This window comes from Secundilactobacillus odoratitofui DSM 19909 = JCM 15043 (assembly GCF_001434895.1).
Taxonomy (GTDB): Bacteria; Bacillota; Bacilli; order Lactobacillales; family Lactobacillaceae; genus Secundilactobacillus; species Secundilactobacillus odoratitofui.
The window spans coordinates 168,351-191,898 of the sequence record NZ_AZEE01000030.1 but is presented as its reverse complement, the minus strand read 5'-3'; the positions used below and the strand labels follow the sequence as shown (position 1 = coordinate 191,898).

Sequence of the window (23,548 nt, the reverse complement as noted above, 5' to 3'; positions counted from 1 at the left end):
CAGTCACCTTCAACAGAAACATCACTATCACAAGAATACCGCATTTCAATTCAAAACACGAGGTAAATTTGCGAAAAAGAGACCGTTTTCTTTATGAAATTTTGGGGATGCTGAAAATAAAAAAACGTACACAACCGAGTTATGGTCTGTATACGTTTTATAATATCTCATTTGGATGTTTAAATTACTTAATGACCTGCGCCACAGCAGCATTAACAGCAGTCCGTTCCGCTTCAATTAATGCCACGCGGCTTTGGATCACACTCATATCCATCGTGATTTCCCGGGTTAAACCAGGCGTATTAATTTTTGGTTCAAAGAAGGCTTTGAATTCTTTAAATCGTTCCGGTGTCTTGAAGGCGTTGGTGATGACCGTAATAAAGGTCGCAAATTCCATGTCGCCGCCAACGGTCGCCTCCAACCAATCCCAGTCGTTTCGAATCCAGTCCCAAGCAGCCTGTTCGCCCTTTTCATTGACGAGCACGCCGCGGAACCAGCCACGCAAATCTTGTGGCTTAACCGTTTGAGCATCTTCAAATTGTTCAATCACTAAGGCAATCAAATCGGTCGCTGGTGTACTCGTGACTGCTGCTCGAATGTCTGACTTGTAGCTGGCGTCAGCTGTTTGACGATAAGCTACTAACAGCTGGTCAATTAGCTCCCGAGAGCCGTAATGGGTCACTTCATTGGTTAAAATGAGGCCACGAATCCCGGCTGGTAAGCGATCTAAATGTCCTTGATTAGTTTCAAACAATTGATGAGCATCAGCAATGGCAGTGGCGTTTTGACCGTATAGCGCTGCACTCAAGACCATTGGCCGAGTCAACAAATCGTCGTTACTGTCAGTTGCTTTCGGTAACCAACCCAGTCGTTTGACCTGAGCTTGACTCAATTGATCAAACAACTGTTTCAGTTGGGTAGCTTCAGTCGTATCCGGTGTCACAAACTTCTTCAGATTACCAGCAACTTGGTACAGTGCCGTTTGAACCACGGTCGATTGACTAGCAGCAAACCGCTTCAGGAGTGGCACAACGGTCGCGTATGAAATTTGACGACCTTCTGCTAATAGCCGTAAGTCTTGTAGAAGTTGCAACTGCGTAATGGCATCCAGCTCATCAACATGCGCCAAAATATCGGTCATCAGTGTCTCATCGTAGTTCACGATGAAGTGTGAGTTGTTGCCAAGGTTCACTCTGAATGGTTCACCAATGGCTTCACGAGTCTGACTGTAGTTACCCAATGATAGCTGCGCATCCTTAAAAATCACGGGTGCCTTTGCGTCATTACTATTTAACGGAATTTGCCATAACCGAGCCTCATCATGGTGTTCACCGATGAAGAATTGATGTTGGCTCAAAGTAAGTTCACCGTTCACCACGCTGGCATCGACCACCGGGTACCCTGGTTGTTCCAGCCAGGAGTTCATGATGTCGCCAATCGCAAGGTCAGAGGCTTGACCAAGGGCAGCCCACAAATCTGCACCTGTCGCATTACCATACTGATGAGCCGCAAAGTAGTGCTTCAAACCTGCCCGTAAAGCGTCATCACCAATCAGGGCTCGAACCATCACCAGCATCCGGGCTCCCTTAGCGTACACGATGGCACTGTCAAACAAGGCATCGATTTCTGCCGGATCTTCAACTGCAACGTGAACGGACTGAACCCCATCCGTTGCATCCCGTTGCAAAGCAGCTGGCACGTCAGACGTCTGGAAAGTCTCCCAGATATGCCAATCGGGTTCAAGGGCGTCAATGGCGACGTATTCCATCATATTGGCGAAACTTTCATTTAACCAAAGATCGTCCCACCACTTCATTGTAACCAGATCGCCAAACCACTGGTGGGCCAGTTCGTGAGCAATCACTGTGGCCACTAACTGCTTCATAGCTAATGACGTGTTATCTGGATCTAATAACAGGTAGGCTTCTCGGTACGTCACCAACCCCCAGTTTTCCATGGCGCCAGCAGAAAAGTCAGGTAGGGCAAGTTGCCATGAATGTGGGAGCGGATATGGTGTTTGGTAAAAGTCTTCATAAAACTCAATCGACCGCTTGGCAATATCTAAGGCAAAGTCTAATTCTTTGGCGTCATGGGCCCGGGTCCCAAACACACCGACTTTCACCCCACTCTTGGTCGTCGTTTGCTTACTCTGTAAATCACCAAAAGCAAAGGCAATCAGATAGGTGGACATTTTTACGGTCGTGTCAAAGTAATGGACACCATTTTCAGTTCGCACTTCCGGCATATTACTGATCACCGTTTCGCCAGGTTGTTCATCAAACTTAATGGCAAGGTCAAAAGTTGCCTTGGCTTCTGGCTCATCAACCCCAGGAAAGGCCTGACGAGCAAAAGTCGTTTCAAATTGGGTGCCAATAATTTGCTTCTTTTCGCCATCAACTTCGTAATAAGATGGATAAATGCCCATCATGGCATCCGTCAATGGTGCCGTATAGGTCAGTGTCAATGACACGTCGCCATCATGAGGTAACGTGATTGAAACGGCTTCGTTGTCCTGCTCCAAATCAAAGGGAACTGGTTGATCAGCTGCCGTCACCTCACTGATGGACAAGTATTTTTGATGCAACTTGATCACCGACTGGGTTGCGTGTCCGGTAATCGTGGTTTTACCTGAAATTTGCTTCGTTTCACGGTTGATATCCAAGTATAAATCATAGTGGTTAGGTTGGAACGTTTCATAAAAATGATTGGTTTCTGTCATAGTGGCCTCCGTTTATAGTTATTGATGTATATTATACGACTTTTAGCCAGAACCGAGGTTAATTTGTCACCGCAATTGCATGTCTGAGTTATAAAATCTGGCATAAGTCAGATAACAGGCAATAACGCTGCCGATACTCGTAGCGGCCATCAACATGAACGTCACCATAATCTGATACATGATGGCCTTGGTTGGGTCAACGCCCGCAAAGATCAGGCCGGACATCATCCCTGGCAAGCTCACGATTCCGACTGTTTTAGCTGAATCAATGGTTGGCGACATGCCAGTTCGAATGGCCATTTGCACAATATGAGCTGAAGCCTGCTTCAGGTTTGCACCAAGCGCTAATCGCTCAAGTACTCCTTGCCGTTGATCGTGGAAACTCGTATTCATACTGCGATAGGCCAAACCAATCGCCACCATGACGTTACTACTGATCATCCCAGAAATTGGGACGATTTGACTTGGTGTGAATTTAACCGCGCCAGCAACCACCAGTAAGACAATCGTCAGCAGGGTCGCCGTTCCAATCGCTAACAGACTAATTGGAAAGGCGTGTGGAATACCATTCGCGCGTTTCTTGGCGTTTTGAGCAGCGTTGAAAATAATGATGGCCACCATCAACGCCGTCAGCCATACTCGGTCAACTCGAATAATGTAGGTCAAAACATACCCCACAACGGTTAATTGAATGACCGCTCGAATCACACCCACGATCATGTCGCGTTCCAGGCCAATTTTTTCCTTTAAATTAATCGCTAGTGCAATCACAACTAGCACGACCGCAAAGCCCAGTGCTGTTGGGCTCACAATTAAATTATTACTCATGGTTAGCCTCCAATCTGCCGTCACGAATAGTTATCAGCTGGTCGGCAGCCGCAATTTCTGTTTCATCATGCGTGACGGAGAGCACCGTAACCCCTTTTGCACGGTACTGTTCGATCAAACGGTGAACCACCGCTTTGGTGTCAGCGTCAAGTCCCGCACTGATTTCATCTAGCAACAACACCTTGGGCGTAAACATTAAATTCCGAATCAGCGCGACCCGTTGCTTTTCACCACCGGACAATTCAGTAATCGGTTGTGTCAACATCTCTTTCGCCAAATCAACTTCGGTTAAAGACTGTTCAGCCAATTCTTGGTCAAATGCTTTTCCACGAATTTCAAACGGAAACTGGAGGTTATCCTGCACCGTTTCGCCAAATAAGGTCGGTTGCTGAAAGCAATAGGACACTTGCTGGCGAAACTGTGGTTTTTGTAACGCAGATTGCGGCTTACCCTCAAATAAAATTTCGCCAGAAGTAGGCGTCAAAAGTGTTGCTAACAGGCGTAGCAACGTACTTTTCCCGGAACCTGATGGTCCAACAATGGTGAGGTTTGATCCAGTTTCGATATCAAGATTAATATCCGCCAAAATTGGTCTACTTTCTGGTTGATAACCCAAACTATGAATCTCAAAGATAGCTGTCATAATTTCTCCTCCACAGTACAGATTGGTCTTGATTTTACTTTATCATATTGGGCTGGTGTTTTGGTTGTTAATGATGGTTTGATTAAATATTTTCGATCAGGTGTATGCCTGTCACTGCCGCTTCAGGTAACGACCGCCTTCAGCTCCTGTGGGACCAGCTTCAGCCACGAAAACCACGTGTCTTTCGCTTCGTTTGTGAGCCTTCAAAATTCGAAGTCTCACAAACGTCCAGTACGAGTAAGCGCTAAAGCGCAAACTCGTACTTGTCACTGCAGCCGAAAGCAGTCGTTACCTTTCGTTCTCGTTACTGGAAAATCATACTTAAAAAGTTTAAGCAGTATGACCTTTGCAAAACACATGAACTAAACAAGTTCAACCTATAAAAAAGATTCGTAAACTCCCAAAGGGGGAATTTACGAATCAATTCATTTTCTGAACTTAATTGAACTTTATCTCATTCTGTCAGTGATTAAATAAATGGTCGCTTAATGCCAGCAATATATGACCGTTGACCATTTTTAATTGGTTGAACCATAATTCTTGGTGGCCATGACTCGATGACCTTGCCCTTACCTAAGTAGATAGCCACGTGCCAAATCGTGTGGGTTCCTGGTTGATAATAGAAAACCAAGTCGCCACGTTGGCGATGAGCATACGCAACTCGTTTTAATTTCTTAGATGCCCACAAATTACGGCTGTTCCACTCATTACCTGGATAGGCATGATGAATTGAACTAATTGGTGCTGGGTTAATACCACCCGCGTATAACGCCTGCATCACAAGACCTGAACAATCCGTCCCATACTTAGGACTTGAAGATGAGCCAACCAAATATGGGTTGCCCATATACTTGTACGCTTGCTTGATCATGGCTTCGATGTGTGCACTGCGGCCATTCCAGGCATGAGCCCCTAGTGGCGCGATGTAGCTATCAATACTCGTCCATGATGACTTGGTAAAGCCCATTTTAACCCAAGTTTTTTCATTGACATTACCAGTCACCTTCAAATGGTGCTTGCGTTGGAAGGCCTTCACGGCGTTATACGTCGCATTATTATACTTGTCGTATCCTGCGTAGGTTCCCATTTTACGCATAATGTACCAGGTCTTAATCCCTTCATAATTGCGCTTAACTGTGTAACCTACCGTCCCATAAGGCTTAATCTGCTTGTATTGAACCTGATAGTAGGCCTTTGGATTTTGATATCCTGCCGTTTTAGAGACGAAGGCTTTATTGGCTGTCACATACTGGTTGCCACTCAACTTGAGCATTGGTGCGTGACCCTTTTGAGTGACGACCGCTGACACTTTAGCATAATTGTTCTTTTTAACTGTTTTAACTTTTTTGGTTTTGCTGGCGTCGTTGTAATAAGCAACGGTCTTCTTGGTTTTAATAATGCCAGGATTCGTCGTGTAGTAACTACTTGCTTGCACTGTGGTGGTCATCAACCCTAATGATAATCCCGCACCCAATACTAAAAGCCATTTAAATTTCATCCTAAATTCCCCCAATAAATTAGTAACTCAACGCCCGGTTAGCATCCGCTTTACGGTGTTTGGTCATCGTGGCATTGCTCATACTTGTTCGTTTCTTCGTCCACGGATCGTTGTAATAGAGCCGAGTGCTTGAATAACCCGTTAAAGTTAACGCATGGTTACTAAAGCCATCCACCCCAGCAACGTACACCACAACCAAATGATTCTTACGTAGGTATTTTTTAATCGTGGTCAAACTCGCGCCCGTTAAATTTTTGGCACTTCCCAAGTGCTTTTTGACGACTGGTAACAGTCCCTTAGGGTAAATGTACCAACCAGACTTTGAATATGGATTACCGACGAAACCCTTATTAGGATTACTACTTCGTGGCATTTCCTTAGCCAAACTTAACTTTGTCACCTTGGCACCTGCAAATTGCAACATCATCGCAGTTGCCGTAATCTCACACCCAGTTGGTAACTCTGGTCGTTGCCCAATTAACGGTGCGTACAGTCGATACGTGGTTTTCACCGTGGCGTTTTGGTGAATCCAACCCGTGTATTTATGGTTGTAAGTAAACTTCAACCAAGTTGCACCCGCTACTACCTCTTCTCGGGTGATATGGATGGTTTTACCCGCAAAGGTCCGACCAGTTTTAACCTTCACCCGATTGGCAGCAGACGTATTGTATGCACCGCTTGAGTAAACACCATAATTATGCTTCTGATTGGCCCCCATCGTGGTGTAATAGTTAACCTTAGTTAGCTTTGAAACTTTGGCATAAACTGGCTGTGGTTTGGTCTCAGTTGTCGTTGTCTGAGACGTACTCTGAGACCCCGAAGACTGTGTCGTGTTTGATGACTGCGACGTACTAGAACTCGTTGCTGAAGACGTACTTGCCGAACTGGTCACAGCACTACTGCTGTCAGTAGCAATATCGGCTCGAACTGTAGTCATGCCAAACAACATACCCGCAGTTAACGTCAGTACCGCAATAGCCATTGCCAGCTGATGATGATTCTGCATCATTTCTCCCCCTAAAATCGTATGTTTGAATAACGAAATAAGTATAACATTTTTTAACCATTTATTAGTCAAAATACATGAGATTAGCAGAATTTACCCACGAGCAGATAACCTGATTACTCAGGAGTTCCTTAATAAAGCGCATTAATTTGCTTCGTTGTCGCTTTACCGTACACGATTGTCTGGATATTTTTAGTAATCCTGGCAATCCTTGGAAAGCCACTAAACCCGTGTTGGCCATGGCCGTGCGTCATGATGACCAGCGCGTACCGCTGACCATTCGGTAGCGTCACGATACCTGCGTCATTATTGTAGGACCATAACCAGCCAACTTTATCCGCAACGCGACTTCCCTTAGTAGCTGTGGCAGCACCTTTGGGAATCCCACTGCGGTAAACCTGGCGACTCATTAATGACAGCAGTTGTTGGCGACTGGATGATTGATTAAACGGATATTTTTGCTGATCAAGTTTACGCAGAACCGAGACTAGTGTCGCAGCAGTTGTTCGAGCCGCTCTGCCCGTGCCAAATGGATGCTTGTACCAGTTTTGTTTGGCGACAAAGTTATTCACGCGACCGTAGCCGTAAGTGCCAAGATAGTGCTCCGCAAACTCATTGCGGCTGTGTAGAATCATCTGCTGAAAGCCGCTGGAACGGGTCACTGAACGACTCAACGTGCCCGCATTGATTCTCGCGTAAATGCTAGCTGCTACAAATAATTTGTACGTGCTGGCAGATGTATATGCTCGATGGGCGTTTTTGCTATACACAGCTAACTTACCTGGCGCATAAAACCGGGCACTTTTGGCGCGGCCAGCTTGAGTGGTGGACTTAGCGCCAAGATTATAAAACGCTACACTGGTCGTACCGTCCTTAGTCACGAGGTTCACGTACCGCTGAAGTTTAGCTTTCACTGCCCGTTGCTGCGTAACCACGGCCTGCGTTTCAGCGGCCTTAACGGACACAACCGCCGTCTCCCAGCTGATTACACTAACACCAAAGATTACGGCAGCTGCAACTACCCAACACTTAAAGGTTGAAAATCGGTTTAAATGCTTAGTCATCGTCGTCACTCCTCTATTCAACTTATAGTGTCATTATATCGGAGTTGTGATTTGACGCCAACTGAAACCGTTAACATTTTACAGAGACTACGACATTCAATTATTAGTCACAATTTATTTTAGTCTTGAATGATTCCGTCAAGACTAACCGAACGTTATTTATGCAAGAACAAACGCGAGTATACCCAGTACGACAAGCCGCTGAAGATGATCACACAAGCGCCTAACCAGCCCATTGCTAACCACAGGGTATGATTACTAACTGCCATTGAATGATCCAGTAAGCCTCTGGCAGTGTTCACAATTGGTGTCATCGGTTGGTGATTTGCAAAAAGCCGAACTGGTTTGGCCATTCCTGCGGTGGGCATTAGCGCGGAACTCACAAATAACAGCATTAATAGCAAGTAGGAAAAGCCACCGGCAGAAGCATAATCGGCCGCTTTCAGTGAAAACGGAATGGCCAGTAACGTAATCGCCACGCTGAAAAGTAACGACAGACCCCAAAAAGCTACAATCGAAGTGATGCCCGCATCGGTGCGGTAGCACATGAGTAAACCAGTTAGGAACACAACAACCTCCGCCAGTAACATAAATATCACCGAAGCAATCACGTGTGATCCTAGAATCACCCATCGTGGAATTGGCAACGTGTGAAGTCGGTTCAGAAACCCAGAAGTTTGGTCGTAGTTAATTCTCAATGCCGTATATGCCGAACCCATTGCCATCGTCAGCAGTAAAAATCCTGGTAACGCGTACCGCAAATATTCTGACGAACTGGCTGGACCGGTGGCCGTCACGATGTTACCACCAAACGCGTATACAAAGAAGAGTAGCATAAAGACCGGCATGGCAATAACGGTAATGAGTGTGTCGGCATTGGTGAGATTTTGGCGCACGATTCGAGTGACTAGTGCTGTAAGTTGTTTAATGGTTTGCATGATTAACCTCCTGCTGCATTAAGTTCAGAAAAACGGTTTCTAACTTCGTTTCGTTTAAATTAAAATGTTGAACTTGGATGCCATTAGCTAGCAAAATTGGCAATCCCTGTTTGGCTGCGATTTCGTCAAGTTCGAACTCAGACTCCCGTTGCGTAAAGGCAATCGCTGCATTTTTCAACAAGTTGGTCGCTTCATCACGTTGGACTTCAGCAACTTTAAGCGAATACGTTGTGGTGACCTGACGCTTGATTTCTGCAGGCGTCCCCACTTTAACGATTCGGCCATCATGGATGAACGCAATATGGTCAGAAAGCGCATCCGCCTCATCCAAGTACTGCGTCGTTAAAAAAACGGTCTGCCCATTTGCCCGCATTTCTCGAATCAGCTGCCAAAGCGCCAAGCGGTTCTTGGGGTCAACACCCGTGGTTGGTTCATCTAAAAAGACCAATTTAGGTGAGCCCAGCAACGACATGGCAATGTCCAAACGCCGGCGCATGCCACCTGAATAAGTGTTGACCTTTCGCTGAATAAACGCCGATAGTTCGAGTCGTTGGCTCATTTCTTTGATGGCAACATCAACATCTGCCACTCCCCTCAATTTGGCGATCAGACGCAAGTTCGCCTCACCGGTGAAATTTTCATCCAGTGTCATGGTCTGGGCATTCAGGCTGATCAATCGACGAACATGTTTGCCGTCGCAAATCGGATCAAGTCCCATCACTTTAACGGCACCAGCATCTGCTTGCGAAAGGGTCGTTAAAATATTGATCAACGTACTTTTACCCGCTCCATTTTCACCGAGCAACGTGTAGATTTCGCCCGGTTGAACCGTTAAAGTGACGTCTTTTAAAACCTCAAGTTTACCAAAGCCCTTTTTTACATTTTTGACTTCTATTGCATTCATGTTCTTCCTCCAGATTAATCAGTCTATTTAGTATTACTAGGTAGTCTGCCTAAAACGATGTACTTCCCTTTTTTATTTGAACAGTGCTCTTTAATGCTAAGTACCGCTATATAGTAACAGTGAGTACCCAACGTGTCAACTATTAGAATTCTTTTTTCTGAGTGCACAAAAAACGGTCACCCTCTAATTCCGATGACCGTTATCACTCAATTGAAAGTTAATGCAGCGGTGTTATGCCACTTGCGTTAGCCTCAGATACCAAATGCTGGATCATATTGCAGCTTCCCACGAACCGATTGTAGCCGTTTCTGGCCCAATGGTTTGAGCATAAAGTATTTTGACTCAACGGCCATCGGCGCTGTCACACCAAAATCAGCGGCCGGTTGATACCCAAACTGACCGTAGTAGGCCGGATCACCCAAAATTGAAATAGCTAAAAATTTGGTCTCAGCCGCCCGCTTTTCTAATTCAGCAATCAGAGCGCGACCAATGCCTTGTCGTTGGGCTTTAGGTAACACAGCAAGTGGTGCCAATACTAGTACTGGCCATTGTTCACCCACAACTGCCTCACTTAATAATGCGTGGCCCACTAGTCGGCTTTGATCATCAATCGCAATGACATCAAATTCGGGATGGTAATTTGGCTGTTGTCGCAGTGTTGCGACCAATTCAGCTTCATGACCATCGCTGTGTTCAGCCGTTGCAAAAGCCGTGGTGATCAAGTCTAGGCTAGCTGCTGAGTATGGGGTTGTGACGGATTGTAATTTCATGTCTTTATTCTCCTTAGATAACACTGCTTTCATGTAACGTGAGTCCGCCGATTATATTGTGCATCGCACGTTAACAGCCGACATTCTTGGCAACAATCCCCTTTTTAAATGCGGCTAAAATTTCAGCACCGTTCACAATTTGAAGGTCGTTCTCAAACTGATGCGCGTTGTCACGTAACAAAATCCGGTAGTCTTTAACATCGAGCACTAATCCCTCTTCCAAGAAATAGAGGTTGTAGGTCGAACTGTATAGTTTGACACCCGCATCATTGTTTAATGGTATTGGATAGGCTGCATCAAGTTCATCCAGCATAACCAAGTTGAATACTGATCCAATCGTGCACGCCCCTCCCTGAAGTGAATACTTGCCGCCACCATCATCCGCAATGAGCAAAAATACCTTATCCTGGAGGTTTTTCTGCTTTAAATAATCAACGAACGCCTGGGTTAATTTGATTGATGAGACCATGGTTGTCCTCCTGAGGTTCTCTTATAATTAGTCTTATGGTACGCAATCAGGCCTACATTTTCAATGAAATTACTCCATGTTGAAAATTTTTAAAATATCAAACATAATCCATTTCTGACACTTATCCGCCCCTTCAAGCTAATACGAGCAATGAGGATTCAGCAATTAATCATAGAAATGTGCAACGAAAAGTACGAATATTTTTGAAACTCATCAGTCTGCGATTTTATTTCCAGCCATCGTAAAAATCTGTGTAGAATCATTTAAAATCCTGAAACTGAAACTCAATGTGGCATCTCAGTTAAAATTAATTACATTATAAAAAGTAGGCCTTCTATTTTCTCGAAACTTGCCTAATCGCACAATTTGATTAACACAATGAATTTATATAATTCAGGTTAGTGTAGCATTGATTCCAAAATGGTCGTATGATTGATATATCAAATTTAGTATTCTGTAGGGGAAATTTAATAATGAAAAAATGGATTAACAGCCTATTAGTTATATTGGTGACTTTAACAACATTTGGCACTTTAACAACTCACGCGAGTGCCAAACATCATTACGTTGTGATACCGAAATCATTGAGAGGTACTTGGTACGCTCAAAATTTGGATGATTCATCCAAGTTTGATAAAGTGGTATTCTCGAAATACAAGTATTACTGGAAAGACGCCAACAATAAACACGGGTATACAATTTCCGGTAAAAAATGGGAAAGTTCAGAAAAACATGTTGAATTGTTCGTAAGTAAACGCAGTTCCCACGGATACTATACCATCGGCCAATATGCTAGTGATGAATGGCCTGCTTGGAAAAAGTCGCATTCTTACTTATGGGACAACAATGGTAAGCGCTATAAATATGTTTGTCTGACTGAACACTCACCACTACCTGATGAGTATGGTAATTTTGAATATACACATTACTTTAAGCGTTCGGCGTGGTATTAAAAATGGTTCGATTTAATTCCAATTTTTATAGGAATATATAATACGAATAATAAAATCTATTGTACAAATTGGAACAATCAAGTTCCAGCGAATGCCGAATTTTGTTCTATATGTGGTGCGGTAACCAGTGTTAATGCACCTCCAACTGAATAAGAAGTAGATAACGAAAATGACGATCGAACAGGATCTGGAAATTTCTCAACAACCAAGACGGTCAAAAAAATAGGAACGCAGGGAAAAGTAACTACTATTCCGTAGTCTAAGATACTGGGGTACCGTATTGAGTTCATGGTTTTTAAGTTGTCTGATGGGAGCACCTAATTTGGATGGCAGTTCTGATCGCCTTTTTTTGAAGCTTTTTTCGTCCAAGCGGTGAAAAGTGGCGAAAAACACACCAAGATGATTGAAAAATCATAAGTACCCGTAAAACGAGTAGTTTGCTCTAGGGCTAAAAGTCCAATATACTTGTTGGCATCTTAATGCACTGGCATTGGTGATTGAAAGGCAATGCATTGCCACTGTCGCTTACCGTGGTGAGCATATTCATTGCTTGTTTTTCCAAGGTGGTTATCATATTCATTAACACCTAACTTGTCTACAGTAAGGTTATATTCTTCTTGATGTTGAATTATTTTACGCTTGTTACTTCACTAAATTCGAGAGTGTTAACGTAATAATTTCCCATCTAAAAATGCCTACTTCCGAGTTGAGGTGCAACAGAAAATTTAGACAATTTAGATTTTAAATTAATCAACCATGGCTTGACCCCGGTGGAATACCGGGTACAAGCCATTTTTATTTCTTGAAGTTTTGACATTGTTAAACCAATCGATGTAACCATTTACCAATTCACGTAGATTTTCAAGTGTATTGATTTGATATCGATTCAAGTACTCACGCTTCAAAAGGTTGAAGAAGCTTTCAATAGGCGCGTTATCGTGACAGTTCCCTTTACGAGGCATACTTTGCGTAATGTTCATGTCTTGTAGACGCTGCTGGTAATCTGTCATTTGATATTGCCAATCTTGATTTGGGTGAAGGATTGGTTGGATACTGGATTTGAGGTGATGTTCTAGTTCATCAAGCGAAGCTTGAATCGAGGCTTTGTTCGGAGAAATACTGACGATAGTCACACGAACTTCACGACTAGCTTCGTCGGTGATTAATGAGATATATCCCCATTCACCATTGTAGAGTCGAACTTGCGTTACATCGGTATGAAGCACAGTAAGCGGTTGTGTCGCTACAAGCTTTTGCTCCAAAATATTTGGTGCAGTTATGCCAACACTGACTTTGTAAGAGTGATATTTAGATGTATGTTTGGAATAAATCACACATTTTAATCCCATATCACACATTAGACGTCTGATTGTCTCCTCGGCATAGTGTAGGCCGACTTTATCTGGTTCATCATGAATTCGACGATATCCATAAATCTCCTTTGAATCATAAAAACACTTCTTGATGAAGGCTTTAACTTCGACGTACTTATCAGGTTTCTTATCACGCTTAAGCCGATCGTAATAAGTCGCTCGCGTTAAGCTGAGGGCTTTAAGCAATTCATTGAGATCATACTGCGACTTTAACAAAATCACGATACCATACTTCACTTTCGTGGAGAATGCTTCGATGATTTTTTCGTCAAATTCGCGAGCGCTTTTAAAATATCACGGTCCAATTCAGCATCGTGCAGCTTGCTTTTAAGCTCTAGAATTTCTTGTTTATACTTCTCCTCTTGTGTTGGTTCAAGGTGTTTGATTGGTTTTGTTTTCTTGTGCTTACCCATGGTTGGTCTCCCTTTACGTTTCACACACAAGCCAGCCACTCCTTGTTCTCTCACAATACAATCCAAGAGGTGACTTGGCTAGGAGAGATGCCAAAGTGAGCCGCTGTTTGCGCATGGTTGACTTGATGTGTCTGCACATACTCTACCACGTTAATTATAAATGTTTGAGAATAATTTGCCTTTGTACGCTAAATTTTTAAAGAATCAATATCATGAGCCCAAGCCTGCCCAACCCATGCTTTGACAATTCCAGCGTTAGGTATCCCAAACTCTGCACAGAGATCCTTGTAGCTAATACCACTTTCGATATATCGAGAGACAAATTTAGCTTTAAATTGACTACTACATTTGGTCATAAGAAAAGCCCCACAATCATTAGACTTCTAGTCTAACAATTGTAGGGCACTTCAACCTGCAACCTGAGAATTTTTTTATTTGTCCTAAATTATCGAAGCAACGACAGCATTTATCCGTTCACTGGCTTAATTTGGATATCAAGAATCAATGATGATTCTTGAATGGAATTTCCACATCACCAGAAATAAGCCTTTCAAGAAGTAAATTGTGTATCAGAGCGGTAAAAGTACCGATACACTCTTTGTTAACTGTTATCGTTTTTTTCTCATCGTTGATTAAAACTCGATCTACTGAATTCAGCTTTTCATTAGCTGCCTTTACTTTAGAAATATCGAAGTCATCCGCTCCTCCACGATACTTAGCAAGCCTATTAATAGTGCGCAAGTCATCTTTAACCACTGCAAATAGTTCTTCAGTATCGGGTAAACTAACTTGATATTTGTCACTCGAAACTAAAAATCCGTCACTATGTGCCGCAAATTCTCCAATTATTTTCTTCGCAATCTGCCTATTGGCTTCGTGCAACTTAAATAAATATTCATGCCCAGTTACATTCCAGACATATTCAGTCGCACTTAGCAATTTTTGAGAATCATCAAGCGTAATTCGAAATGTCGTGACAACGCAATAATCAAGATTTAAGGAGGACGCCTTATCAAAATCAACGGTTAATGGAACATGAGCTGTACCCATCTGCCCAGTTAATAAATCTTTTATTTTCCAACCAAGAGTTTTATTAATCATCTTTGCCCCACGATAAATTGGAATCAGATGTAGTAGATACCCATCCGCTGTATTACTTTTAAGCGCGACAAAACGATAGCTTTCATCTACCAAGCCATTTGATGGAATGTTTCTTTCTATACCTTCAGTGATTTGTAATAGGGCCTTCCACTCCGGTGATTCTTCACTTAAACACTCTTTGTATGGATCTTCAGTTATCAATGAGTTTTGATCAAAAATTCCTAATTGATCAGTTGCCTGATAGAAGTCTTCGTTATCTTTTTGCCCATAATAAAGTGATTTGTCGATTTCCGTACAAAGTTGCTGACTAAAACAGCAGTTCAGGACTGAATCAATTTTACTTCGACCATAAATTCCTAAATACACAGTATCAATCATCGACTTCACCTTCATTTTCTCTTACAATCACATAACTACCACTAATCGAATCACCAATTGGCGTACCTTGGACTTCTTGTCCTGCTAAATCTCGAAAGTCTCTTGTACGCATGAACAAATACCCTTCACCCCACCGTACATATGACCAGCCACCTAGAACCAAAAACACATTGGGCATAGAATTTGTACTAGATTGAAATAATGAAAATAGAAGGGATTGAAATAAAAATAAAATCATCACTGAGAGAAAGGGTCTTGAAGTACTCAATGAAAGACCGATTGTTGAGCTTACTGCGGTTCCCATTAAAAATTCAACGAGGCCCTCATTCATTTTTCTTTTAACTACTTTAGTCTTGATTCCACCGTTTTTTAACATCGCCTGCTGTTTCAATAGTCTAATTAACACCCAAGTAAGTAATGCTGAAATAACCAACTCAATAATAAGCACAACTAGTACACAAGATACAAAGACTGGCCATTCAAGTTGAATAAGTTCTTCCTTGCTTGGAATAAATGTTGTGGTAAACAAAAGGTACGCTGGACTCATTGCTGTTATAAAGTAGACGATTTTAAAAAGCCTGTTTGTGCCTATCAGCATTTCTTACTCCTTTCATATACACTTTCAAAATTTATCAAGTATCAGGGCTCTTTGGCAAGAAGCTGTGTCACAATTTTCTGGACAATATCTTGAATTACACTCAGGTCTACCACAAACCACTCTCGCGGTCTGACGATTCTTCCATTTGCAACTGTAATATCAACATTTAATTGATATTGCGCTAGTGCATGATGCAGCGCAGTTTCCAGCGTTTCTGCTTTCAAATTCACCACTTTTATTTCTGCAACAACCTGTACTGGAGCATACAAATACGTCGATTCATTCTCCGCATTGGCAATTCTCTTTTGTACAAAACCAGTAGTGAAACCAACTTTGTACAATGTATGCTTTGCTTGTATTTTTTTTATCTGAGGATTGTCGCTCAATGATTTCAGTACATAAATAAAACCAGTCACATGATCATCACTAGATAATTCAACACCATTTTCAACTTCTGTAACAATTCTACCTTGACGTCCATACAAAGACGAGGCTAGACCATTTCGAGTAGGATTATTTTCAGTTCCATTATCATAAATCACATGCATTCTTGCATCGGTTTTTCGATTACTTTTGTCGTCAAGTTTAATTTCTTCACCAATTTCATCAATGTACAGTAACTGTCCCTTAAGAACGTAAAAATGCTTACTTAATAACTCGTAGTTTTTGAATGGACGGAGTTCCCGTTGACCGGATGCAATTTCAGCCTGAACCTTTTGAAACATTACCTCGTACGAACTGAAGTTCTTCATCCGCTTACGATGAGAAATCACTTCTGGTCTGTTTTCTTGTTCACGCTGAATCTCATTCAGCTTTTTGGTATCAAATAACTTACTACCGGCAGCCTGCTGATCACTTTTTTTAAACAGAATGGAATCATCGCTAAGAATATCGTCTAACGAAGAAAAATTTTGCTTTTCTTTTTTCACAATTTCATTCAGTGCCGGACTCTCTTCACGAACCACTAGTAACCCTGCCGTATCATACGGTAATAACATATCACGACGTTCTGGATTTTCACGAATGCCTTTCAATCGGCTTGCCAGCTTACGTTGCTTCATCTGTGATGGGTCACGCAGCTTCTGTGGTTCACTACCATCATGAGCAATAACCCAGTCGGTAATCTCTTTAAACCCTTCAACCGTGGGGTTATAGCTTACATCACTATGTTTAGGTTTACTAGCAAGTAAAGATGCTGCATCCGGATCATTGAAAATATCATCCAGTGACCGAATCAAATTTTGATTATCCATTTTGCTGCCTCCGTGCCTGCATATCCCTTAGTTTAGCAAGTGCATATGCCATCTTCACTTCAAGTTCGTCGCGACTTCCTTTATCCGGCTCCCGACCATTATCAGCGATGAATTGCTTAGTCTGATTATATAGATAGACTAGTTCATCTTCATCAAAATCAAACTTCTTCGCGTCAATGGAACGCTGAATTGTCCGCAAAACGTCACTGTCAATATTCTGGGACAATACTTCGTAAGCTCGCTGGAACGGATTAATTGAATCAATCAGGTTGATGTCCAGTTCATCAACGTTGATGAACTTATCAGCCATTCGTAAGAATTCGTTGGTATTACCGTGTTTATCCGTAGTTTGATCCACGACAGCATGCCGAAGCACAGTATCTGCAACCGCGTACTGACGGACTTCCTCGACCTCATCATTATTCAGACCTGGATAACGAGTCATAATAACTTTAGGAATCAATTCCTTGTTCATCGTCTCAGCGTCCACATTAGCCGCAATACCATTTTTCACTGCGGTATCCTGTAGAATTGCTGCCTTCAAGTCAGGCATATCGTTCTCAATAATGCTACGAACAGCCTTGGTTGACGGATCTTTTAATCCCCGTACAAAGATATCACCACCATTATCCGAAGACTTGTCCGTCTTATGCTTACGAGCTTTCAGATGGATCTCTGGTGCCAGTACTTGTTCCATCAACAGTGAGGCAGTAATTGCTTTAAGAATCGAATTGACCGCATATTGAACTTCACCGTCTTTAGCATCCGGCTGCTCAATCATGTTTGTGAACTGGGCATGCGTCTTATTGGAGCTATCCCGTGTAACTCGACCGATGATTTGCACAATTTCCGTTAGCGAACGACGGTAACCTATCGTCAATGCCTGTTCTGCCCATGGCCAGTCAAAACCCTCTTTAGCCATACCCAACGCAATCAAAATATCCAGCTGATCAGCCTGCTTCATCTCACGCAAATATTCTTGAACCTTATCGCGACCCTCTTCATTGACTAAATCAGCGACCTTCAATAAACGCCCATCTACATGACTCTTAAGTGTGTAAATACCTGTTTCATCGTCCTGTGATTCAACCGTTCCAATGGCATCAAATATAGCATCAACTTCATTGTACTTATCCTTAGTTGATTCACTTGAATTAACACTAGGAATGTGAATGATGGTTTTCTTAGAAACATCTACTGCCTTGTCCAAAGCAGTCAGATACGACCCCTGATAAAACTTATAATCAATGCCAAACGATTTCAGATACTTGTAACCGTCCAATTGTTCATAATAGGTATAATTAATTTTATCGAACTGTTGCTCATCACCCGGTGTCAGAATTGGCGATGAATCACCACGGAAATAAGACCCGGTCATTGCTAGAACATGTGCCGTTGAATTGTGCATAATGTTCTTTAACGTCCCACCCAGAACGGAACTATCTTCAGAAGAAACATGATGAAACTCATCAATAGCCAGCATTACATTATCAAACTTATGGTCATCGTCAACTTTCTCATAGGCAAACCGCAACGTGGCATGTGTGCAAATGAGAATGGTCGCCGTATCATCATTTAGAAAATCAACGAATTTTTGAACTTTTCCGGCAGCACCCCCGTTCAATGTAAGATCATACTGTGAATCTACTATCCAATTCTCATAAAAACCAGACTTGGTTAGCTCGGTATGTTGAAAAGACTTACCAATCGATCGTTCAGGTACTGCTACAATAATCTTCCGAACGCCTTGATTGGCTAGCTTATCAAGGGCAACAAACATCAAAGCCCGAGATTTACCAGAAGCTGGGGGCGCTTTTACTAAAATGTACCGTGAATTGCGATGTTGATAGACGCGTGCCTGCATCTCACGCATGCCCAATTCGTTTGTATTGGTGCTCTTGCCAGTCTGGTGGTAACTTATATCGACTACTTGCTTACTCTTCAAATGTTCGTACCTCTTCTTTGTACATACTCAACAACAACTTTAATCTTTGAGAATCATTCTCAAAATGCCCTGTTCCATATTCTCGGTCAACTAATTCATCAAGCGCAAAGTGAATTTCTTTCAGATTAGAATCCATATCTTTGGGATGTTTATCCGCCAATGGAGCACCATATAACTCAGCTAGCGAAAGTCCTCGCTCCTCACGAAGATCAAGTATCTGATAAGTTAACTCTTCAATTTCTTTTTTTCTACGCAAAGTTATTTTTGGTACCGGAAAAGTATTATAAACAAGTCCAGCTGAATATCTATAATCAGACTTTAACTTACCACCAACATTGGATGCCCATACCATATGCATTCTTGACATCAATAATCCCACTATCCATACACTTGAGTTGTAAATCGCCATTGCAGAATCAGCTACGATTACGTCCGAACTAACAATCCCTATCGGAATATAGAGCCTATTTTGAGAAGAGACACGAGGAACAATGATAGTAATTTTAGAATCATCCTTGATTTCACCGTACGCAGTAGCATATGCGCCACGCTGCATAAATGCCCATGGAATTTTTGCGGCATTCTTTGTGATTTGCGTACTTCTACTTAATCTAAACCGCTCAACGTTTTTCACCCGCATCTCAACTTGTTTGAACTGTCGATTAACTAAATAACTTGATTTATCCATCCACAAACAGTATCTATACGTTCCGTTAATAAATTCTTTGGATCCAACATATTTCCGTATAATTCCATTTTTGAGTGGTATTTTTTTTAAATCATCTATCTCCTCATTCGTTAGTATAAGGTTTCCGCCATCCGATGGTTGGCTTCCTTTAACCATTTCCGGAAGATTGTTTATAGGCTTGGATGTACGTTCAACAATGATAGCTTCACCTTCAACAAGATATGGACTTATGCTATCAACCTCCCTCATCAGATTTTCCGAATCAATCAAGATCTTTTTTGTTTTAATACTGTGGTTAACTAATCCAATTATTACAACAACAACACCTGCATTGTTTTTTGCACTGTTTTCCCAAGGAAACGACTGATATGCAAACTTAATATCAAAGTCTCTTAATATAACGTTCCACAATGGTGCAACTTGCTCTCCCTGACAAATTGAATTCGTTGAGACGAATGCAAACTGAGTCTTTGAGTTTTTTGAATAGTTTGCTGCTAGTACAAACCAACACGCAATATAATCTAAGTTCTTATACTTTGAAATAACGTGAGATAAAACTTCAGTCACTTCTGATTTTTGTTTCTTACTCTGCATGGAAGATCCAAGATAAGGAGGATTACCAAATAGATAACTTTCAGAAGTGGGGCTTGTTGGCATAACCTTATTCCAGTTCACCAAAAGTGCATTATCGTTTACAATTGCCCCAGCATGCTGTAACGGCAGCGTGGGACGTACAGCATCACGAACTTGTTCGTGCAATTTCACATTCATCTGATGTTCAGCAATCCATAACGACAACCGCGTCACATCACAAGCAAAGTCATCAATTTCAATTCCATAGAATTGATTCAATGTAACTGATGGCACATACATAGTGGAAACACCAATGTTATTAAGTTCAATTAGAATATCGATTTCAAGCTGTCGTAGCTCCTTATACGTGATAATCAGAAAGTTACCTGAACCACAGGCTGGATCCATAAACTTAATCTTGCCAATGCGATCGTATAACCGCTGCAATTTGTCTTCGTTACCCTTAGCCACTTCAAAGTCCTCGCGCAATCCATCCAAGAACAGCGGCTTAATAACTTTCATAATATTTGGAACTGACGTATAGTGCATCCCTAAATGGCTACGGCTATCTTCACTGGCAACTGCTTGAATCATCGAACCAAGAATATCAGGATTAACCTGATTCCATTTAAGGCGTTCCCCAGCTTCAATAATCAATTTTCGCGACTTAGCACTAAAGTGTAAAGGTTCATGCTGGTCTTTGAATAAATCACCGTCAACATACGGAAATTCATTCAACCAATCGGGAGTATTTGCTGGTCGCTGACTCTTTTCAAAGTCCAGCACACCAAAAAGACCACCGATGAATTGATTGAAGTCGCTACCGTCATCTGCAGTCATCTGCTTAACCCGATTAGTAAACAAGTCATGTTTAAAAATATTGGTGTCTTCAGCAAATAGACAGAACAGGATACGGATCAAGAAAAGATTTAACCCTTTGCGTGTTGCATCGGGGTTATCATTAACCACAACATCGTATAGCTTTGCAAATCGTTCGGCAGCACGAACATCAGCTGGATTTTCCTTATCAAAATCGACCTTTTCAATTCCGTTCCACGCAAGAAAAAAGTCAAAATACTGTGGCAACTTATCAAATTTAATATTTAACGTTTCGTTGGTCTTTGTATCCTTAGCTAGTAAGTGCTGATAATCCGTAACAAGAAGATACCGTGGCTTAGAACCGATTTCGTCTACGCGTTCTTGTAAGTCAGCAAAATCCTGCATTAGATTACCAATACCTTCTCTGAAATACAATTTATTTTTAAGATATACAGCGCCGATTTCTGTTGCTAAGTTATTTATTCCTTTTCGCAATTTCGTAATCGTTGCTCTTGGAATATCATAGACACTTAAAAAATCATAGATAAACTCAGAGTGATCCAGTTTATCCACGATTTCTTGAATTTGATCCTCATACTCAATGATTGCCATTATGTTCTCCCCTAAATAGTATTCTTAATCTAATTATCCAATAAAGTGTAGTAAGACACAAGAAGCTATACAATAATGTATTTCGTTACCTAATAAATATAAGGAAGCACACGTTATCTCCTACAATAATTGAAGCTTGGAGTGTCCTACCATTCTTAGACAAGAAACTAATGATTACAGGATTTTTCATTTTCTCGTCAAGTAAACCAACTCGCTAACACCACCAATTTTTGGAAACACCTGAGTCGGAAACACTTGAGTCAAAAAAATTTCTTCATTACAGTCGCCTCAAAATAAAGACCACACCCAGTATTCCGCTATAGATAACTTGATTTTCCAACGACATTTGTGCCTCTGATTGGTGGACAAGCTACTCTGAAATTCCAAAGATTTGAGTCTGAGTAGTCGGTAGCTCAAACATTTCCAATCACATAATGCAAATGTGCAAAACGAATAAAATTTAACCGGCGATGTTCATTTTACCCTATTTTCCTTACACCTTTGAAACCAAATTTTACCTGTGCTACCTTATTTGGAATTGATTTACAGTTTGCTTCTCAACTTCAGTTTGACACCCAGAATTTAACTTCCACTGGAATTGACGACCTCAATCTCAATTTAAGTATAGTAAAAGAGGTATCAAGATTGTCGTCACAATCTTGATACCTCTTACTTTAGGATGTTTGACGAAGAACCAATCATTTTGGGGTACGGTTCATTAAATCTATTTCAATTCTGAGCTACCACTAATTGATAAGTAATTTTTCCACCTTGAGTGTCAGAACCCGTCCAAGAAGAAAATGATACCTGTTTATTACTAATACGGTATGGGATTTGGTTCTCGCCAACCGAAATCGTCTGCGCCGAAATTTTGTAGGTTTCGTCATCTGGCCGCACCTGTCCTAAATGCGTCAATTCCGCAGTACCATTATTTTCAAAATGAACTGAAATGGCATAGTCATGGGCTGTGTTTTGTGGTGCTTTTTGTTTGGACATCGCTTGATTAACATCCTCGCCATTATAAAGTACCGGCATGATCATATAATCTTGGCTAGTTAATTTTTCCGTCACGATTTTTTTATCGTTTGCCAATTTTCTTTTTGATATTTCAAAGATATTACTTTTCGATTTATGCGTATCACTACTTTGTTGGCCACTGGTGGCAGTCGATTTACTGCTCGTCACTTTTGAACTGCCATCGGTGTTTTCAGTTTGGTGTTTGCCGCAACCTGCTAGCATCAAGACTGCGGTTAACATGATTGAAAATGTGACGCCGACTTTCTTAAACATATCCAAGTCCCCCAATATAAATACTGACTACTTCTTTTTAAAGTTTTGACCGTCGTAAATAATACTTTTATGATCTTTGGCTAAATTACCAACGATGCTTGTTCCATTCGTGTTAGTGAACATAATTTTATCTTTCTTGTACTTAACCTTGCCTTTTTCGTCAGTAGTCCCCGCATTGACGTATTTACCGTCTGATTGTTGAACTTTTACAACACCGTGGAACGTATATTTCTCACCGGAAATCGTGAATGTTTTGGTAATCTTTTCCTTGGCTGAGTCGGAAGTATCAATCTTTTGATATACGAATTTTCCATTAGGATCTTTAGGCAATAAAATGACCACTGCTACAATCAGCACGAAAACCCCACCAATCAGCCACGGTAAGAGATTTGAGTGATGTCGAGCATTTTGATTGGTATTGCCAGCGTTCTGATTATTATTCACCATTGCCGGTTGTTGGTTATTTTGTTGCATTGATTCAACTAGTAGTTTTGCGCCACAAACAGTACAAAAAGCTGAACCTGCAATCACTGCGGATCCACAATTAGCACAGAAGTTATTTGCCGTTCCCTTTGCGACGCCACAATTGCCACAGAAAGGTACGTCAATTGGCATTTCTTCACCACAATTGGTGCAATAGTTACGATTTGTCATCTCTTTAGTTCCCCCAAAATTCGTGATTAATTGACAAAAAACGCCTTTAATCAAGACGT

General features: G+C 41.7%; 20 protein-coding genes. 1 reads left to right on the top strand and 19 read right to left on the bottom strand.

Features of this window, described 5'->3' with window-relative positions:
- Positions 1-184: 184 nt before the first annotated feature.
- The 10 genes from FD04_RS11110 to FD04_RS11065 all read right to left on the bottom strand — a co-directional run bounded on the left by FD04_RS11110 (position 185) and on the right by FD04_RS11065 (position 10,839).
- The gene (locus FD04_RS11110; protein WP_054700819.1) at positions 185-2,719 is read right to left on the bottom strand and encodes a M1 family metallopeptidase; all 2,535 of its coding nucleotides are present in this window, start codon (positions 2,717-2,719) and stop codon (positions 185-187) included.
- A 66-nt stretch (positions 2,720-2,785) separates the two neighbouring features.
- Positions 2,786-3,547 (bottom strand): ABC transporter permease, encoded by a 762-nt coding sequence (locus tag FD04_RS11105; RefSeq protein ID WP_056948884.1) that lies wholly within the window; start codon positions 3,545-3,547, stop codon positions 2,786-2,788.
- Entirely contained in the window at positions 3,540-4,190 is a 651-nt protein-coding gene (locus FD04_RS11100; protein ID WP_054700816.1) for an ABC transporter ATP-binding protein, read from the bottom strand. The genes FD04_RS11105 and FD04_RS11100 overlap by 8 nt, the downstream gene beginning before the upstream one ends.
- Before the next feature lie 469 nt (positions 4,191-4,659).
- Positions 4,660-5,688 (bottom strand): DUF5776 domain-containing protein, encoded by a 1,029-nt coding sequence (locus FD04_RS11095; protein WP_056948882.1) that lies wholly within the window; start codon positions 5,686-5,688, stop codon positions 4,660-4,662.
- A gap of 19 nt (positions 5,689-5,707) precedes the next feature.
- The gene (locus FD04_RS11090; protein WP_056948880.1) at positions 5,708-6,694 is read right to left on the bottom strand and encodes a C39 family peptidase; all 987 of its coding nucleotides are present in this window, start codon (positions 6,692-6,694) and stop codon (positions 5,708-5,710) included.
- Between the two features lie 131 nt (positions 6,695-6,825).
- Positions 6,826-7,758 carry a serine hydrolase gene (locus tag FD04_RS11085; protein WP_056948878.1) on the bottom strand — a complete coding sequence of 311 codons (933 nt, stop codon included), beginning with the start codon at positions 7,756-7,758 and terminating at the stop codon, positions 6,826-6,828.
- A gap of 155 nt (positions 7,759-7,913) precedes the next feature.
- Positions 7,914-8,696, bottom strand: a complete 783-nt coding sequence (locus tag FD04_RS11080) for an ABC transporter permease (RefSeq protein WP_054700802.1) — start codon at positions 8,694-8,696, stop codon at positions 7,914-7,916.
- Positions 8,683-9,600, bottom strand: a complete 918-nt coding sequence (locus tag FD04_RS11075; protein ID WP_056948876.1) for an ABC transporter ATP-binding protein — start codon at positions 9,598-9,600, stop codon at positions 8,683-8,685. The genes FD04_RS11080 and FD04_RS11075 overlap by 14 nt, the downstream gene beginning before the upstream one ends.
- Before the next feature lie 251 nt (positions 9,601-9,851).
- On the bottom strand, positions 9,852-10,370 hold the full coding sequence (locus tag FD04_RS11070; RefSeq protein ID WP_054700800.1) for a GNAT family N-acetyltransferase: 519 nt from the start codon (positions 10,368-10,370) through the stop codon (positions 9,852-9,854).
- A 70-nt stretch (positions 10,371-10,440) separates the two neighbouring features.
- Positions 10,441-10,839 carry an iron-sulfur cluster biosynthesis family protein gene (locus FD04_RS11065; RefSeq protein ID WP_054700797.1) on the bottom strand — a complete coding sequence of 133 codons (399 nt, stop codon included), beginning with the start codon at positions 10,837-10,839 and terminating at the stop codon, positions 10,441-10,443.
- 473 nt (positions 10,840-11,312) lie between these two features.
- Here FD04_RS11065 and FD04_RS11060 point away from each other — a divergent pair, with 473 nt between their 5' ends.
- On the top strand, positions 11,313-11,792 hold the full coding sequence (locus tag FD04_RS11060; protein WP_054700794.1) for a hypothetical protein: 480 nt from the start codon (positions 11,313-11,315) through the stop codon (positions 11,790-11,792).
- A 746-nt stretch (positions 11,793-12,538) separates the two neighbouring features.
- Here FD04_RS11060 and FD04_RS11055 read toward each other — a convergent pair.
- From FD04_RS11055 to FD04_RS11015, 9 genes are all read right to left on the bottom strand, one after another.
- Positions 12,539-13,402 carry an IS3 family transposase gene (locus FD04_RS11055; protein WP_162255761.1) on the bottom strand — a complete coding sequence of 288 codons (864 nt, stop codon included), beginning with the start codon at positions 13,400-13,402 and terminating at the stop codon, positions 12,539-12,541.
- 226 nt (positions 13,403-13,628) lie between these two features.
- The gene (locus FD04_RS12955) at positions 13,629-13,715 is read right to left on the bottom strand and encodes a helix-turn-helix domain-containing protein (protein WP_369404645.1); all 87 of its coding nucleotides are present in this window, start codon (positions 13,713-13,715) and stop codon (positions 13,629-13,631) included.
- 364 nt (positions 13,716-14,079) lie between these two features.
- Positions 14,080-15,057, bottom strand: coding sequence for a hypothetical protein (locus FD04_RS11045; RefSeq protein WP_054700791.1), 978 nt, complete (start codon positions 15,055-15,057; stop codon positions 14,080-14,082).
- Positions 15,050-15,655 carry a hypothetical protein gene (locus FD04_RS11040; RefSeq protein ID WP_056948874.1) on the bottom strand — a complete coding sequence of 202 codons (606 nt, stop codon included), beginning with the start codon at positions 15,653-15,655 and terminating at the stop codon, positions 15,050-15,052. The genes FD04_RS11045 and FD04_RS11040 overlap by 8 nt, the downstream gene beginning before the upstream one ends.
- Positions 15,656-15,696: 41 nt before the next feature.
- Positions 15,697-16,908 (bottom strand): GIY-YIG nuclease family protein, encoded by a 1,212-nt coding sequence (locus FD04_RS11035; RefSeq protein WP_056948872.1) that lies wholly within the window; start codon positions 16,906-16,908, stop codon positions 15,697-15,699.
- Positions 16,901-18,853 carry a DEAD/DEAH box helicase gene (locus tag FD04_RS11030; protein ID WP_056948870.1) on the bottom strand — a complete coding sequence of 651 codons (1,953 nt, stop codon included), beginning with the start codon at positions 18,851-18,853 and terminating at the stop codon, positions 16,901-16,903. Before FD04_RS11030 ends, FD04_RS11035 begins: the two co-directional genes overlap by 8 nt.
- Positions 18,843-21,545 (bottom strand): class I SAM-dependent DNA methyltransferase, encoded by a 2,703-nt coding sequence (locus FD04_RS11025; protein WP_056948868.1) that lies wholly within the window; start codon positions 21,543-21,545, stop codon positions 18,843-18,845. The genes FD04_RS11030 and FD04_RS11025 overlap by 11 nt, the downstream gene beginning before the upstream one ends.
- A 729-nt stretch (positions 21,546-22,274) precedes the next feature.
- Positions 22,275-22,835 (bottom strand): hypothetical protein, encoded by a 561-nt coding sequence (locus FD04_RS11020; RefSeq protein WP_056948866.1) that lies wholly within the window; start codon positions 22,833-22,835, stop codon positions 22,275-22,277.
- Between the two features lie 27 nt (positions 22,836-22,862).
- Positions 22,863-23,543, bottom strand: a complete 681-nt coding sequence (locus tag FD04_RS11015; RefSeq protein ID WP_235805695.1) for a zinc ribbon domain-containing protein — start codon at positions 23,541-23,543, stop codon at positions 22,863-22,865.
- Positions 23,544-23,548 lie beyond the last annotated feature (5 nt).